The organism is Streptococcus sp. FSL E2-3494, from assembly GCF_038007085.1.
Lineage (GTDB): Bacteria > Bacillota > Bacilli > Lactobacillales > Streptococcaceae > Streptococcus > Streptococcus thermophilus.
This window is the reverse complement of record NZ_JBBOWN010000002.1, coordinates 87,002-104,070: the sequence shown is the minus strand read 5'-3', so window position 1 is coordinate 104,070 and position 17,069 is coordinate 87,002. Positions and strand designations below refer to the sequence as shown.

The window sequence follows — 17,069 nt, the reverse complement described above, 5'->3', positions numbered from 1 at the left end:
ATGCGTTATATTACAGTTGAAGGTCTGAGCTTCCAGTATGATGCGGAGCCCGTTCTGGACAATATTCACTATCATTTGGATTCTGGGGAGTTTGTGACCCTGACTGGGGAAAATGGAGCTGCCAAGTCAACGCTTATTAAGGCTACCCTAGGAATTCTCAAGCCTAAGAAGGGGATTGTGACGATTTCTGATATTAACAAAGATGGTAAGAAGCTTCGCATGGCCTATCTACCACAGCAAATTGCCAGCTTTAATGCAGGATTCCCAAGTACTGTTTATGAGTTTGTCAAGTCAGGTCGCTACCCCCATAAGGGGTGGTTCCGTCGTTTGAACAAACATGACTTAGAGCATGTTCAACGTGCTCTAGAGTCTGTAGGTATGTGGGAAAATCGTTACAAGCAGATTGGACATCTCTCAGGTGGTCAAAAGCAACGTGCTGTCATTGCTCGTATTTTCGCTTTAGATCCTGATATCTTTGTTTTGGATGAGCCAACGACAGGGATGGATGCAGGGACAGCCAATACCTTTTACGAACTCATGCACCACTCTGCTCATAATCATGGCAAGTCTGTCTTAATGATTACCCATGACCCAGAGGAAGTCAAGGAGTACACAGACCGTAATATTCACCTGGTTCGTAACCAGAAATTGCCTTGGCGTTGTTTCAATATCCATGAAAAGGATGGAGAGGAGCACAAACATGATTAGTGAATTATTATCCTATGATTTTATGCAACGTGCTATTCTCGCCGTGATTGCTATCAGTATCTTTTCGCCAATTTTGGGACTCTTCTTAATTCTTCGTCGTCAGAGTCTGATGAGCGATACTTTGAGTCACGTGTCCCTAGCTGGGGTGGCTGTTGGAATTTTCTTGGGACAATCAACCACTTGGATGACCCTTGTGGTTGTGGTTATTGCTGCTTTAGTTTTGGAATACCTCAGGGTCAGTTACAAGCATTATATGGAGATTTCAACAGCTATCCTCATGTCAATGGGATTGGCAGTGGCTCTTATTCTTAGTAACAAGGCGGGTAGCAGTAGTATGAGTTTGGATAGCTATCTTTTCGGTTCTATTATCACGATTAGCTCTGAGCAGGTGCATGCTCTCTTTGTGATTGCGGCTATTGTACTGATCTTGACTCTCCTCTTTATTCGTCCTATGTATCTTTTGACTTTTGACGAAGACACTGCTCATGTAGATGGCTTACCAGTACGTCTCATGTCGCTCCTCTTCAATATTGTGACAGGGATAGCGATTGCCCTGATGATTCCAGCAGCAGGAACACTTTTGGTTTCTACCATCATGATTCTCCCAGCAGCTATTGGTATGAAAATAGGTCAGACCTTCAAGTCTGTTATTTTCTGGGCTATTGGTATTGGTTTGGTTGGAATGCTCTCTGGTATCTTTATTTCCTATTATTGGGAAACACCAGCTAGTGCGACCATTACTCTTATCTTCATCGCCTTCTTTGGTCTGGTATCAATCTTTAGGCCTCTCTTAAAAGCAGAGTAAATAATAGAAAAGGAGCTTGAGAAATCGAGCTCTTTTTGTGATATACTAAAGTGGTTTTTTAGATTTGAGTTAAAAATAATGGTAGATTTCTAGTCAGAAAAAATCAGTCAGACTCTGCTATTGTCTGTCATAAATCGTAGCAAAAACAAAAAGGAGAAAATATGGAAATCTTTTTAACAAGTATATCTGGAATTCTAGTCATCCTGGGTATGATTTTAGTGGGCTTCGTCATGGGGGAAAAAGGCTGGTTTGATGACAAGTCGCGTGGCCTAATTGCTAAGATGGTCACTCAAATTGCCTTGCCCTGCTATATGCTTTATACCATCACGCAGCGTTTCACAGCAGCAGACCTGCTTAAGATGTTGCCAGAATTACGTTTTCCTGCTCTGTCTATGGTGATTTTGTTTGGAATTGCAACAGCAGTGGCTAGGATTTTTGCAGTCAGAAAGGATCGTCGTGGACTCTTTATTTCCATGTTTTTTAATTCTAATACGATCTTCGTGGGACTACCAATCAACCAAGCTCTTTTTGGAGATGCTAGTATTCCCTATGTTCTGATCTATTACATGTGTAATACGACTTTTTTCTGGACCTTGGGGACCTATCTCATCCAGCGAGATGGTGAAGGAGAAGCTGAGTTTGATTTAAAAACTAGTTTAAATAAGATTTTTTCTCCCCCTCTTATGGGTTTTATCATAGGTCTTATTATCGTTATTCTTCATATTCAGTTACCGACATTTTTAACCAGTGATTTGCAGTATTTAGGTAGTTTAACAACTCCTTTATCTATGATTTTTATCGGTTTGTCAGTGTCTAATGCAGGAGTGAAGCAGTTGGTTCTGAAAAAAGACCAGGTATTAATTCTGCTAGGACGCTTTGTGGTTGCCCCGGTTTTGATGGCTGCAATCGTTTATTGGTCCTCCTTACCAACTTTGATGAAGCAAGTTTTTATCATCCAGTCGGCTATGCCTGTCATGACCAATGCACCTGTGGTTGCTAAACTCTACGGAGCTGATAGTGATTACGCTGCTATCATGGTGACTGAGACTACCCTCGCGACCATGATCGTTATCCCAATTCTCATGGTTTTGATGGCCTAATAAATGTCTGAGTCATCCAGTTTTTTCTGGTGGCCTCTTTTTGTAAAAAAATCAAAAAAGTTTAAGAAAACGCTTTACAAATTATCAAAAAGTGCTATAAAGATTATATAATCTATGCAAACGCTCGCATCAAATATGGGAGGAAATGAAATGAATAAGCTAAAAGAAAACTTTGGCTTTGATTTCTGGCAAAAGTTTGGTAAGGCCCTCATGGTTGTTATCGCGGTTATGCCAGCAGCAGGTCTTATGATCTCTATCGGTAAAACGATTGCCATGATTAATCCAAACGCGGCACCACTCGTTATTACAGGTGGATTTCTTGAGCAAATTGGTTGGGGGATTATTGGTAACCTTCACATCTTGTTTGCCCTTGCCATTGGTGGTAGTTGGGCTAAGGAACGTGCAGGAGGTACTTTTGCAGCAGGTTTTGCATTTATCTTGATTAACCGCTTGACTGGTTCAATCTTTGGTGTTACTTCAGATATTCTTGCTGATAAGGGTGCTACAGTTCACACACTTCTTGGTCAAATCAATCAAGGTGTCTGACTACTTCATCAGTGTTTTGGAAGCTCTAGCCCTTAACATGGGTTGTATTTGTAGGTATCATCTCTGGTTTCATCGGAGCTACTGCTTACAACAAATACTATAACTTCCGTAAATTGCCAGAAGCTTTATCATTCTTCAATGGTAAACGTTTCGTACCATTCGTAGTTATTCTTCGTTCAGCTATTGCAGCCATCGTTCTTGCTATTGTATGGCCAGTTATCCAATCTTGAATTAACGGTTTTGGTATGTGGATTGCCAACTCGAAAGAAAATGCTCCAATTTTGGCACCGTTCTTGTTCGGTACATTGGAACGTCTTCTCTTGCCGTTTGGTCTCCACCACATGTTGACTATTCCAATTAACTACACTCAATTGGGTGGTACTTATGAAGTCTTGACTGGTGCTGCAAAAGGTACTAAAGTTTTGGGTCAAGAGCCACTCTGGCTCGCATGGGTTACTGACCTTGCTAACCTTAAAGGTGCGCATCCATATCAATATAGACACCTTCTTGAAGCCTATACACCAGCTCGTTTCAAAGTTGGTCAAATGATTGGTTCATTTGGTATCTTGATGGGTATGGTGGTAGCTATCTACCGTAACGTTGATGATGATAAGAAACATCAGTATAAAGGTATGTTGACTGCAACTGTGCTTGCAACATTCTTGACAGGGGTAACAGAACCTATCGAGTACATGTTCATGTTCGTAGCTACTCCACTTTACATCATTTACGCATTTGTACAAGGTGCTGCCTTTGCAATGGCTGACATCGTTCACCTCCGTGTTCACTCATTCGGTTCTATCGAATTCTTGACACGTACACCTTTCGCTATTAACGCTGGTTTGGCGATGGATATCATTAACTTCATTTGGGTAACTGTACTCTTTGGTGTTATCATGTTCTTCATTGCAAACTTCATGATTAAGAAATTTGATTACGCAACACCAGGACGTAATGGTAACTACGAACAAAATGACGATTCTTCAGAATCTGCTGGATCAGCAGGTGCTGGAACAAGCTCAGCAAGCTCACAAGTTATAAACATCATCAACCTTCTTGGTGGACGTGCTAACATTGTCGATGTTGATGCATGTATGACTCGTCTCCGTGTTACTGTTAAAAATGCTGAAAAAGTCGGAACTGAAGAACAATGGAAAGCTGAAGGTGCCTAAGGGTCTTGTTATTAAAGGCCAAGGTGTCCAAGATATCTACGGTCATAAAGTTGACATCTTGAAATCTGATATCCAAGACGTACTTGATTCAGGTGAAGTTATCCCTGAAACACTTCCAAGTCAAGTGACTGCTGTTCAAAAAGCAGAAGCTCAATTCAAAGGTGTGACTGAAGATGTTCACTCAGTTGCAGACGGTCAAGTTATCAGCATTGAAGATGTAAAAGATCCAGTATTTTCACAAAGAATGATGGGTGATGGTTTCGCTGTAGAACCAGAAAACGGTAAGATTGTTTCTCCATTAGCTGGTAAAGTTTCAAGCATCTTCCCAACTAAACATGCTCTTGGTTTGGTATCAGATAATGGACTTGAAGTTTTGGTTCACATAGGACTTGATACTGTTAGTCTTGAAGGTAAACCATTTGAGGTTAAAGTTACTGAAGGACAAACTGTTGCTGCTGGTGATCTCTTAGTGGAAGCAGATCTTGCAGCTATCCGTGAAGCTGGACGTGAAACTTCAACAGTAGTTGTCTTCACCAATACAGACGCGATTAAATCAGTTAAAGTAGAACATACAGGAAAATTGGTAGCTAATGCTCCAGTTGCAAAAGTAGAACTTTAATTTGTTAAATAATAATCAAGCAGACAGCCCAGGGGCTGTCTTGTTTGTAAAAGACCTTGTTGTCATTTCTATATGTAAGTGTCAGATAAAGGATAAGATTATGAAATTTCTAACCTTAAATACCCATAGTTGGATGGAAGAAGATGCAGAAGGAAAATTCCAAACCCTAAAGGAACAAATCCTTAAGGCTCAATATGATATCATTTGTTTCCAAGAAGTTAATCAGGAAATAGAGACGGCAGCTGTAGAAACGGATGCTTACTATCATGTGCTACCATCAGCAACATCAATCCACCAAGATCACTTTGTCCGTTTGCTTGTGGAAAAATTAGCTGAAGAGGGACTTCAATATCATTGGACGTGGGCTTATAATCACATTGGTTATGACCACCTTAATGAAGGTGTTGCTGTCTTGTCACGCCAACCATTGACAGCTAGCGAAATTTTAGTTTCAGATGTTGATGATCCAACAGACTATCATACACGCCGTGTGGCAGTGGCTGAGACGACTGTAGATGGCCGAGAAGTTGCTGTTGCTAGTATCCATCTTTCATGGTGGGATAAAGGTTTCCAAGAAGAGTGGGCACGCATTGAGGAACGTTTCCAATCTATTGGCAAACCTATTATCCTAGCAGGGGACTTTAATAACCCAGCAGGTCGAGAAGGTTACCAAACTATATTAGCCAGTCCGCTCAAACTTCAGGATAGCTTCCAAGTGGCTCAAAAAACAAATGGAAGCTATACAGTTGGACCTGGTATCGATGGTTGGAAAGGTAATGAAGAACCTTTACGTATTGACTATGTTTTTGCAAGCCAAGAGTGGGCAGTAAATCGCCTTAGTGTCATTTTTGATGGGAACAATCAATCTCTAGTAAGTGATCATTATGGCCTTGAAGCAGGACCTTACATTTAAATAGTAACTGTAACCTATCATGACCTAATGAGGGTAAAAAAACATTGTCAAAAGATAAATAAAAGAGTAAACTAGAAGCTGTAATTGAATTTTTATAAGGAGAGACTAATGGCTCATATTAAATTTGACTATTCAAAAGTTTTGGATAAATTTGTAGCACCACACGAAGTAGATAACCTTCAAGCACAAGTAACAGTAGCAGACGAAATGATCCGCAAAGGAACAGGCCCAGGTGCTGACTTCCTTGGATGGCGTGACCTTCCAGAGAACTACGATCGTGAAGAGTTTGATCGTATTTTGAAAGCTGCTGAAAAAATCAAAGAAGAAAGCGACGTTTTGGTTGTTATCGGTATCGGTGGTTCTTACCTTGGTGCTAAAGCAGCTATTGACTTCTTGAGCAATCACTTTGCTAACCTTCAAACAAAAGAAGAACGTAAAGCACCACAAATCGTTTATGCTGGGAACTCTATTTCATCAACTTACCTCGCTGACTTGCTTGAGTATGTTGAAGGTAAAGATTTCTCAGTTAACGTTATCTCTAAATCAGGAACAACAACTGAACCAGCTATCGCTTTCCGTTTGTTCAAGGAACTTCTTGTTAAGAAATACGGTCAAGAAGAAGCTAACAAACGTATCTACGCAACAACTGACCGCCAAAAAGGTGCTGTTAAGGTTGAAGCAGACGCTAACGGTTGGGAAACATTTGTTGTTCCAGATGATATCGGTGGACGCTTCTCAGTATTGACAGCTGTAGGTCTATTGCCAATTGCAGTTTCAGGGGCTGATATCAAAGCCCTCATGGAAGGTGCTAACGCTGCACGTAAAGAGTACTCTTCATCTAAAATCTCTGAAAATGAAGCTTACCAATACGCTGCAATTCGTAACATCCTTTACCGTAAAGGTTACACAACTGAAATCTTGGCAAACTACGAACCATCACTTCAATACTTCGCTGAGTGGTGGAAACAATTGGCTGGTGAGTCAGAAGGTAAAGACCAAAGAGGTATCTACCCAACCTCAGCAAACTTCTCAACTGACTTGCACTCTCTTGGCCAATTTATCCAAGAAGGTACACGTAATCTATTTGAAACTGTTGTTCGTGTAGACAAACCACGTAAAAACGTTGTTATTCCTGAATTGGCTGAAGACCTTGATGGACTGGGTTACCTCCAAGGCAAAGATGTTGACTTTGTTAACAAGAAAGCAACAGACGGTGTTCTTCTTGCTCATACAGATGGTGACGTGCCTAACATGTTCATTACTATCCCTGAACAAGATGCCTTTACATTGGGTTATATCATCTACTTCTTTGAGCTTGCTATCGCACTTTCAGGATACTTGAATGCTGTTAATCCATTTAACCAACCAGGTGTAGAAGCTTACAAGAAAAATATGTTCGCCCTTCTTGGTAAACCAGGATTTGAAGAACTTGGAGCAGAACTTAACGCTCGCTTGTAATTCTCAGATAGGATCAGCTTTGGCTGGTCTTTTTTCTGTTATTAGCACTTCGTCTTTATTTCAATTTTACTAACGGCAGTCAAAGTGCTATAATGTAAGGGATTGTGAATTTAGCGGGTTCTGCTATTTTCAAAAAAGAAAAAACAAATCAGAGATGTTATAACATCTCTTAGAAGAGGTGAATCCAATGGGACGTAAATGGGCTAATATCGTTGCTAAGAAAACTGCTAAAGATGGTGCTAACTCAAAGATTTATGCTAAGTTTGGTGTTGAAATCTATGTAGCTGCTAAACAAGGTGAACCAGATCCAGAGTCAAACTCAGCTTTGAAATTTGTTTTGGAACGTGCTAAACAAGCGCAAGTGCCAAAACATGTTATTGATAAGGCTATTGATAAGGCTAAAGGTAACACAGATGAAACTTTCGTTGAGGGGCGTTATGAGGGATTTGGACCTAACGGTTCTATGATCATTGTAGATACTTTAACTTCAAACGTTAACCGTACAGCTGCCAATGTACGTACTGCATTTGGTAAAAATGGTGGTAATATGGGTGCTTCAGGTTCAGTATCATACATGTTTGATAAAAAAGGTGTCATTGTATTTGCTGGCGAAGACGCAGATGCTATCTTTGAGCAATTGCTTGAAGCAGATGTAGACGTTGAAGATGTAGAAGCAGAAGATGGAACAATCACTGTTTATACAGAACCAACTGACCTTCACAAGGCGTTGGAAGCTCTCCGTGCTAACGGTCAGGAAGAGTTCCAAGTGACAGAACTTGAAATGATTCCACAAACTGAGGTTACTCTTGAAGGTGAAGACCTTGAGACGTTCAAAGGACTTATTGATGCTCTTGAAGCGGATGATGATGTTCAAAAGGTTTATCACAATGTAGCAGATATGTAATCTCATTAAACATTTTCTGTCTTGTAGAAAGTGTTTTTCTGTGGTCTGGTTAAGGATCTGCCTTGTTTGTCCTGACGTAATCTGATATAGTAGAAGCCAAGTGAATTATTGGAGGAACACGAAATATGAATATGATGCTATTGTTGGTCATTTATGCTGTTGCAATTGTTGGTTATGTGGTGTTTAGCCGTCGCCGTCAGGCGAAGGCTCAAGAAGATCGTTTTGCAGGTCTCGCTAAGGGTGCGGAAGTCGAAACAATTGGTGGTTTGATTGCCATTGTTGACGAAATTGATAAAGAAAATAATCGTATCGTCTTGGATGCGGAAGGTGTTTTCTTGACTTTTGACTTGAGCCGTTCAATCATGAAAGTGATCACGCCAGCACCAAGTACAGAAACAGCAGAGACTGTTAAAGAGACAATTGTTGAAGAAGATTCAGCAATTGAGTCTGCTGATGAAAAGTAAGATGTGTATTTTAGGCTAGGTTAAATCCTGGTCTTTTTGCATATTCTAATCTCCTTGGTATTAAATACTGTTCAGAACCCTTTAAAATGTGGTAGAATAAAGGATAAACTATATTTAGAGGATATTTCATGTTTAAATTTAGAAAAAAATCTCATCAAGAGGTTTTAGACAATATTCCTAATCATATCGGTATTATTATGGATGGAAATGGCCGTTGGGCTAAAAAGCGTCTACAACCGCGTGTGATGGGACATAAGGCTGGGATGGATGCCTTGCAAAAGGTAACCATCGAAGCGTCACAACTTGGAGTTAAGGTATTGACAGTCTATGCTTTCTCAACTGAAAACTGGTCACGTCCACAAGATGAAGTTAAATTTATCATGAATTTGCCAGTTGAATTTTTTAACAAGTATGTACCAGAATTAGACAAAAACAATGTTCGCATTTTGACAATCGGAGATAATAGTCGCCTACCTAAGGAAACCTTAGATGCTCTTGAAAAGGCAGTAGAGCAGACGAAACATAATTCCGGTTTGATACTTAATTTTGCATTGAACTACGGTGGTCGTGCGGAGATTGTATCGGCTGTTCAAGCTATTGCTAAAGAGGTTGAAATAGGGAGACTCAGACCTGAAGCTATTGATGAAGACCTCATTGCTAAGCATTTGATGACAGATAAGCTGCCATACCTTTATCGTGATCCAGATTTAATTATCCGTACGAGTGGCGAACTTCGTCTTAGTAATTTCTTGCCTTGGCAATCTGCCTATAGTGAGTTTTACTTCACAGATGTTTTCTGGCCAGACTTTGATCAGCAGGGACTACATCAAGCTATCTCTGACTACAATAAACGTCACCGTCGCTTCGGTGGTGTCTAGAAAGGACCTCTCATGCAAGAACGTTTAATTGGTGGGGGTGTGGCAGCAGCCATTTTCCTCCCATTGCTCTTTATCGGTGGTCTTCCTTTCCAGCTTTTGGTTGGGGCTATGGCCATGATTGCAGTGTCTGAGATGCTTCGGATGAAGCACTTGGAGATGTTCTCTATCGAAGGTGTTTTGTCTATGTTGGCAGCCTTTATTTTAGTAGTGCCCATTGACCATTATTTTAACAGTCTTCCAACAGATGCCAGTGTGACAGGTTTTGCCATTATTTCTTTTTTGATTTTAGCAGGAACTGTACTTAATAGCGACCACTATTCTTTTGATGATGCGGTATATCCAATCACTTCTGCCTTTTATGTTGGTTTTGGTTTCCAAAATCTCATTGCAGCACGTTTGGATAGCTGGGAAAAAGTTTTATTTGCCCTCTTCATTGTTTGGGCGACGGACATTGGTGCCTATCTCTTTGGTCGTCGATTTGGTCAAAAAAAGTTATTGCCAAAAGTATCACCTAATAAAACCATTGAAGGTAGTGTTGGTGGTATCTTATCAGCAATCATTGTAGCACTACTCTTTGGGTTGATTAATCATAATGTCTATGCACCCCATAGTTTCTTCTGGTTGCTTATCTGTACGATTCTCTTTAGTATCTTCGGTCAATTTGGTGACTTGGTTGAATCAGCTATTAAACGACACTTTGGTGTTAAAGACTCAGGTAACCTTATTCCTGGACACGGTGGCATATTAGACCGTTGTGATAGCTGGATTTTCGTTTTCCCAATCATGCACTTACTAGGACTTTTTTAAGGGTGGTGGTGTCTAAATGAAAGCTATTATTACTTTTTTACTGATTTTCTGTGTGATTGTCGTCTTCCATGAGTTTGGCCATTTCTTCTTTGCCAAACGATCAGGCATTCTGGTGCGTGAATTTGCCATTGGGATGGGTCCTAAAATTTTTGCACACACTGGTAAGGATGGTACCGTTTATACTATTCGTATCCTTCCTTTGGGTGGTTATGTGCGTATGGCTGGTTGGGGTGAAGATACAACTGAGATTAAAACGGGGAGTCCTGCTAGCCTAACGCTTGGAAAAGATGGCAAAGTGAGACGTATCAATCTTTCAGATCGTCAGGTTGACCAGACGGCTTTGCCTATGAACGTTACTGCCTATGATTTGGAAGATAAGTTAACTATTACAGGTCTTGTCCTAGGTGAGACCAAGACCTATGAGGTTGACCATGATGCCACTATCGTTGAGGAAGACGGTACGGAGCTTCGTATTGCTCCTAAAGATGTCCAATATCAAAATGCTAGCATTTGGGGACGTTTAATTACCAATTTTGCTGGTCCTATGAACAACTTTATTCTTGGGGTCTTGGTCTTTATTATCCTTGCCTTTGTTCAAGGTGGTGTTCAAGATACGTCGACCAACCTTATCCAGGTGGCTAATGGTGGTGCTGCCCAGGTGTCAGGTTTGAAAACTGGTGATGCCATCGTGGCCATTAACAAGGACAAGGTTACTGACTGGGACAGCTTGAAAGAAGCGTTGAGAGAGAATACCCAAAAATTCTCGAAAGGCGACAGCCTTTCTGTGACGGTTAAGAGAAGTAATGGTCAGGAAGAAACTATTTCTGTTAAACCCCAAGAGAGCCAAGGGAGCTACTTTTTAGGTGTCTCTCCTGTCTTAAAGACAGGTCTTAAAGATAAGATTTTTGGTGGTTTCCAAATGGCTTGGGAAGGTGCGACGGCAATCCTCGCTACGCTCAAAGGGCTCATTACCAACTTTAGCTTGAACAAGCTTGGTGGACCGGTTGCTATGTTCCAGATGTCTGCACAAGCCTCAGAAAGTGGGTTGATTTCCATTCTTGACCTTATGGGAATGCTCTCTATCAACTTAGGGATTTTCAATCTTATTCCAATTCCAGCCCTTGACGGTGGTAAAATTGTTATGAATATTATTGAAGCTATTCGTCGTAAACCACTTAATCAAGAAATTGAAAGCTATATCACACTCGCAGGTGTTGCGGTCATGGTTGTCCTTATGATTGCAGTAACTTGGAATGATATTATGCGTGCTTTCTTTTAATTAGAAACAAAGAAATGAAAGGAAGTCTAAGGAACTTGACCCACGGGCTAGCCTCCTTAGTATGTAAATAATGAAACAAAGTAAAATGTTGATTCCAACACTTCGTGAAATGCCAAGTGATGCTCAAGTTATTAGTCATGCCCTTATGGTACGTGCGGGTTACGTGCGTCAGGTCTCTGCTGGTATTTATGCTTATATGCCATTGGCAAATCGTGCTATCGAGAAATTTAAAACCATCATGCGTGAGGAGTTTGAAAAAATCGGTGCGGTTGAAATGTTGGCGCCAGCGCTTTTGACAGCAGATTTGTGGCGTGAATCTGGTCGTTATGAAACTTATGGTGAAGACCTTTATAAACTAAAAAATCGTGATAAATCTGACTTTATTCTCGGTCCAACTCACGAAGAAACTTTTACAGTCTTGGTTCGTGATGCGGTTAAATCATACAAACAATTGCCACTTAACCTTTATCAAATCCAATCTAAATATCGTGATGAAAAACGTCCTCGTAATGGTCTTCTTCGTACGCGTGAATTTATCATGAAGGATGCTTATAGTTTCCACCAAAACTACGAAGATTTGGATGTAACTTACGAAGACTATCGTAAGGCCTATGAAGCTATCTTTACACGTGCTGGCCTTGAGTTTAAGGCTATCATCGGTGATGGTGGTGCTATGGGCGGTAAGGATTCCCAAGAATTTATGGCTGTCACTCCTGAGCGTACGGACCTTAATCGTTGGGTAGTTCTTGATAAGTCAATTGCTTCATTGGATGAGATTCCAGAAGATGTCATGGAAGAAATCAAGAATGAATTGACATCGTGGTTGGTATCTGGTGAAGATACGATTGCATATTCTACAGAGTCAAGTTATGCAGCTAACCTTGAGATGGCAACAAACGCCTACACACCAGCGACTAAGGTTGTGACTCAAGAAGAAGTTTCACGAGTCGAAACACCAGGTTGCAAGTCAATTGACGATGTCGCTGCTTTCTTGAATATTCCAGAAGAACAAACGATTAAGACTTTGCTTTTCACTGCTGATGACGAACCAGTAGTGGCTCTTCTTGTTGGTAATGATCAAGTTAACGATGTGAAGTTGAAAAACTACCTTGCAGCTGACTTCCTTAAACCAGCTACAGAAGATGAAGCGCGTCAAGTCTTTGGTGCTAACTTCGGTTCTCTTGGTCCAGTTAATCTTCCTGAAAATGTTCGTATCATTGCAGACCGTAAGGTTCAAGACGTGGCTAATGCTGTTGTTGGAGCCAATGAAGATGGTTATCACTTGACAGGGGTTAACCCAGAGCGTGACTTCAAGGCAGAATACGTGGATATTCGTAAAGTTAAAGAAGGTGAGATTTCGCCAGACGGTCAAGGTGTCCTTCAGTTTGCGCGTGGTATCGAGATTGGTCATATCTTTAAACTTGGTACACGTTACTCTGAAAGTATGGGTGCTAACGTTCTTGACGAAAATGGTCGCGCAGTTCCAATTATCATGGGATGTTACGGTATCGGTGTAAGCCGTATCTTATCAGCTGTTATTGAGCAACATGCACGTCTCTTTGTCAACAAAACACCAAAAGGTCAATACCGTTATGCTTGGGGTATTAATTTCCCTAAAGAATTGGCACCTTATGATGTTCACTTGATTACAGTTAACACAAAGGACGAGGAAGCTAATGCATTGACAGATCGTTTGGAAGCTGCTCTTGCGGCTGAAGGTTACGATGTTTTGATAGATGACCGTAATGAGCGTGTTGGTTCTAAATTCTCTGATAGTGACCTTATCGGGCTTCCAATTCGTGTGACGGTTGGTAAAAAGGCAAGTGAAGGTATTGTCGAAGTTAAAATCAAGGCAACTGGTGACACTATTGAAGTGAACGCAGATAATTTGATTGAAACACTTGCTATCTTAACAACTGAACAAGATGCTTAATACTAAAAAATCTTTTCTTGCAGAGGCGGGAAGAGATTTTTCTTTTTAAACGACAAAGATTAATTGAGAAAAAGGAGATAAATTCCAATTTGACAGAATTGTCTAAATAGTGTAAACTTAAATCTATCTTAACTACGGAGGCATTACATGCTTGACAAATCTACCCACTGGGGAAATCTTAAAGCTTGTTATTACTTTAGTTTCTTTAGATAGGGCGTTTGTGTTTCAAGATACAAGCGTCAATAAGTTTGTATCTATGAAGCTAAAGCATTTTGTGATGGATTAGCCGATTAGATGAAGAGGTCTAACCGGTGACATAAGCTAGCTTGTGCTAGTCAAGATGCAGAGAACCAGTTGGGTCTGTCCTAGCTGGTTTTTCCATGCCGTGGTCTATTTTTAATTTCTCATTCTAAGCTAGAATTGTTCTTTAAACAGCAAGATTTAGCTTACTTTTGACGTGATAAATAAAGTGATTGTATCACTTGGGGATGCTCTTGAAGACTTGAGGATTTTTCATGGGCAATGAAACTGTTGTTTTCCCTGTGCCTCCAATGCTTCAGAAGAACATAAAAGGAAATTGGAAATAGATAAAATAAAAAAACAGAGGTGTACAAGATGAAGAAATTCTTGGTCAGTATGATGGCTGTTATAACAGCTGCCATCTTGGTTGCATGCTCCAATGCTTCTAACAAAGATTTAGTTCACATCGGTGTTCTCCAATATGTAGAGCATCCTTCCTTGTCAGCGACACGTAAAGGGTTCATTGAAGAACTCAAAGAGGAAGGGTATGTCGATGGTAGGAACATTAAAATCGATTATCAGAATGCACAAGGAGATCAGTCTAACTTGCAGACGATTTCTCAGTCGCTTATTGAAGATAATGATGTCATGTTGGCTATCGCAACCCCAGCAGCTCAGTCATTAAGCAGTTTGACAAAAGGTAAGCCAATTCTCTTTACGGCAGTGACGGATCCTGTCTCAGCTAAGTTGGTTAAATCTATGGACAATGTTGGTGGAAATGTGACGGGGACAAGTGACATGTCTCCTATCAATAAACAGGTTGAATTGTTGAAAAAGGTCTTTCCAAACACTAAAAAAGTTGGGATTATGTATACGACCAGTGAGCGTAACTCAGAAGTTCAGGTTGAAGAAGCCAAGAGATACTTTAAGGAAGCTGGTATTGAAACGGTTATTAAGGGGATTTCATCAACCAACGATATTCAAGATACAGCCAAAAGCTTGATGAGTCAGACCGAAGTCATTTTTATTCCGACTGACAATACCATTGTTAGTGCCATTAATACCTTGGTAGACCTTTCTAAAGAGACTAAAGTTCCTGTTGTTGGTAGTGATGCTGGTAGTGTAGAAAAAGGTGTCCTATTCACTTATGGAACCAACTATGAAGCGCTTGGTCGTCAAACAGGTAAGTTAGCAGGTCGTGTTCTGCGAGGTGAGAAAGTTAAGGACATTGATGCGGAGTACCCTAAAACTCTAAATGTTGTGGTTAATCATGATATGGCTAAAGAACTTGGCATTGATGTTTCTAGCATTAGTGATGAGGAATCTAAAGTATCAACGAAAGATGACAAACCGATTGCCAAAAAAGATAAGGGTGTCATTAAGCTTAAGGTGAATAAGTCATCTAAGAATGGCTTTTCAAATGTGGTTCTAACATCCATTTCTCAGGGACTTCTCTGGGCGATTATGGCTATTGGGGTCTTCATTACCTTCCGTATTTTGGACCTTGCCGATTTGACAGCTGAGGGAACCTTTCCACTTGGTGCTGCAACGACAACTATCATGATTATCCGTGGTATCAACCCAATCTTTGCAACTCTAGGTGGTTTTGTAGCTGGTATGTTTGCAGGTGCTGTGTCTGGCTTTATGCATACGAAAATGAAGATACCAGCACTATTAACAGGGATTATTACCCTAACAGGGCTCTATTCAGTTAACCTTTTGGTTCTCGGAAGTGCCAATATCTCTCTTTCAGGACATAATACGCTAGTGACTATGGTGATGGGGCTTGGATTGTCTAAGCTGAGTGGTGTGATTCTATTAGGACTAATCTTCGTTAGTCTTGTAGTGTTTATGTTGGTTGTTCTCCTTAATACACAGGTTGGACTTGCTCTTCGTGCAACAGGTGATAATCTTGCCATGGGAGAAGCTAATGGTATCAAGGTTGATCGTATGAAGATTCTTGGTTACATGATTTCCAATGGTTTGATTGCCCTATCAGGTGCTCTCCTAGCTCAAAATAATGGCTATGCGGATATGAATATGGGTACAGGTACAATCGTAAATGGCTTGGCTGCAATCATCTTGGCTGAGGTTATCGTTAAGTATTTACCACTTGGCAAACGTCTTTGGTCAATTGTTGTCGGAGCTGTTCTCTACCGTTTGGTCTTGGTTATGATCCTTGCCATGAACGTTGATGCTCAAATGCTGAAATTAGCTTCAGCTATCTTGCTTGCTATCATCCTTTATGTGCCTGAAGTACGACAAAAATTGAAAATCAATCCTAACAAATCCTTGACTCCAGGAGGTGACAAGTAGTGGCTTTACTTAGTTTACAACAGATTCATAAAACTTTTGAAAAAGGCACAGTCAATGAAAATCACGTCCTGCGTGGTTTAGATCTCGACATTGAACAGGGAGATTTTATCTCTGTCATCGGGGGAAACGGTGCTGGTAAGTCAACCTTGATGAATTCAATTGCTGGTGTTCTCAGCATTGATGAGGGGGATATCTTGTTGGACGGTCAATCTATTAAGAAAGCATCTGTAGATGAGCGCTCTAAAGACATTAGCCGTGTTTTCCAAGATCCTCGAATGGGTACAGCGACAAACCTTTCTATCGAAGAAAATATGGCAATCGCCTATCGTCGTGGCAAGAAACGTAGCTTCTTTAAAAAGTCTATCACTGAAAGTGAACGTCAAATATTCAAGGAAGCCTTGGTAGATCTTGGTCTTGGTCTTGAGAATCGTATGAAGACTGATGCTAATTTCTTGTCAGGTGGACAACGTCAGGCCTTGACGCTTGCTATGGCGACCTTGGTTCGTCCAAAGATTTTGCTGCTAGATGAACATACAGCAGCACTGGATCCTAAGACAAGTGACATGGTCATGAATTTGACGCGTAAGATTGTTGAAGAACAAAAGTTGACAACTCTTATGATTACCCACAATATGGAACATGCTATCGAATATGGAAACCGTTTAGTTATGCTCTATCATGGTAAGATCGTCGTAGATGTGCAAGGTGAAAAAAAGAAAAACCTCACTGTTGCAGAGCTTATGGCCCTCTTCCACAAAAATAGTGGACAAGTTCTCAATGACGATGCCTTGGTACTCGGTTAATATACTAGAAAAAAACTATCCAAAGTTTAGATTTTGGATAGTTTTTTCTTGACTATTTTTGACTAAGTGCTAAAATGAAAATATAGATTAGCAGTTGTCTATCGTGAGTGCTAAAACAACATTT

The 17,069-nt window shown here is 40.5% G+C and carries 13 protein-coding genes and 1 pseudogene; all 14 read left to right on the top strand.

Translation table 11 applies throughout. The features are described 5' to 3' along the window. The gene (locus NST05_RS08865; RefSeq protein ID WP_059257368.1) at nucleotides 1–708 is read left to right on the top strand and encodes a metal ABC transporter ATP-binding protein; all 708 of its coding nucleotides are present in this window, start codon (nucleotides 1–3) and stop codon (nucleotides 706–708) included. Further along, nucleotides 701–1,513, top strand: a complete 813-nt coding sequence (locus tag NST05_RS08860; RefSeq protein ID WP_084828444.1) for a metal ABC transporter permease — start codon at nucleotides 701–703, stop codon at nucleotides 1,511–1,513. Before NST05_RS08865 ends, NST05_RS08860 begins: the two co-directional genes overlap by 8 nt. A gap of 161 nt (nucleotides 1,514–1,674) precedes the next feature. After that, on the top strand, nucleotides 1,675–2,613 hold the full coding sequence (locus NST05_RS08855) for an AEC family transporter (protein ID WP_011226824.1): 939 nt from the start codon (nucleotides 1,675–1,677) through the stop codon (nucleotides 2,611–2,613). Nucleotides 2,614–2,763: 150 nt separating this feature from the next. Next, nucleotides 2,764–4,950 (top strand): annotated as a pseudogene (locus NST05_RS08850) (PTS transporter subunit IIBC). Between the two features lie 100 nt (nucleotides 4,951–5,050). Next, the gene (locus NST05_RS08845) at nucleotides 5,051–5,863 is read left to right on the top strand and encodes an endonuclease/exonuclease/phosphatase family protein (protein ID WP_024704165.1); all 813 of its coding nucleotides are present in this window, start codon (nucleotides 5,051–5,053) and stop codon (nucleotides 5,861–5,863) included. A 108-nt stretch (nucleotides 5,864–5,971) separates the two neighbouring features. Continuing rightward, the gene (locus NST05_RS08840) at nucleotides 5,972–7,321 is read left to right on the top strand and encodes a glucose-6-phosphate isomerase (RefSeq protein WP_011680683.1); all 1,350 of its coding nucleotides are present in this window, start codon (nucleotides 5,972–5,974) and stop codon (nucleotides 7,319–7,321) included. A gap of 187 nt (nucleotides 7,322–7,508) precedes the next feature. Continuing rightward, nucleotides 7,509–8,225, top strand: a complete 717-nt coding sequence (locus NST05_RS08835) for a YebC/PmpR family DNA-binding transcriptional regulator (RefSeq protein ID WP_002949309.1) — start codon at nucleotides 7,509–7,511, stop codon at nucleotides 8,223–8,225. A 125-nt stretch (nucleotides 8,226–8,350) separates the two neighbouring features. Continuing rightward, nucleotides 8,351–8,689: a preprotein translocase subunit YajC gene (locus tag NST05_RS08830; protein ID WP_011225395.1), complete on the top strand. Its 339-nt coding sequence runs from the start codon at nucleotides 8,351–8,353 to the stop codon at nucleotides 8,687–8,689. Nucleotides 8,690–8,817: 128 nt separating this feature from the next. Continuing rightward, nucleotides 8,818–9,567 (top strand): isoprenyl transferase, encoded by a 750-nt coding sequence (locus tag NST05_RS08825; protein ID WP_002949314.1) that lies wholly within the window; start codon nucleotides 8,818–8,820, stop codon nucleotides 9,565–9,567. Nucleotides 9,568–9,579: 12 nt separating this feature from the next. Continuing rightward, a complete protein-coding gene (locus NST05_RS08820; protein WP_014607913.1) occupies nucleotides 9,580–10,374 on the top strand; it encodes a phosphatidate cytidylyltransferase in 795 nt (264 codons plus the stop codon). A 16-nt stretch (nucleotides 10,375–10,390) separates the two neighbouring features. Continuing rightward, a complete protein-coding gene (rseP, locus tag NST05_RS08815; RefSeq protein WP_011680685.1) occupies nucleotides 10,391–11,653 on the top strand; it encodes an RIP metalloprotease RseP in 1,263 nt (420 codons plus the stop codon). 70 nt (nucleotides 11,654–11,723) lie between these two features. Next, complete coding sequence (locus NST05_RS08810; protein ID WP_134973053.1) at nucleotides 11,724–13,586, top strand: proline--tRNA ligase; 1,863 nt, start codon at nucleotides 11,724–11,726, stop codon at nucleotides 13,584–13,586. A 615-nt stretch (nucleotides 13,587–14,201) separates the two neighbouring features. Next, on the top strand, nucleotides 14,202–16,142 hold the full coding sequence (locus tag NST05_RS08805; protein ID WP_084828446.1) for an ABC transporter substrate binding protein: 1,941 nt from the start codon (nucleotides 14,202–14,204) through the stop codon (nucleotides 16,140–16,142). Next, nucleotides 16,142–16,945, top strand: a complete 804-nt coding sequence (locus tag NST05_RS08800; protein WP_002949330.1) for an ABC transporter ATP-binding protein — start codon at nucleotides 16,142–16,144, stop codon at nucleotides 16,943–16,945. Before NST05_RS08805 ends, NST05_RS08800 begins: the two co-directional genes overlap by 1 nt. The last annotated feature ends 124 nt before the right edge of the window (nucleotides 16,946–17,069 follow it).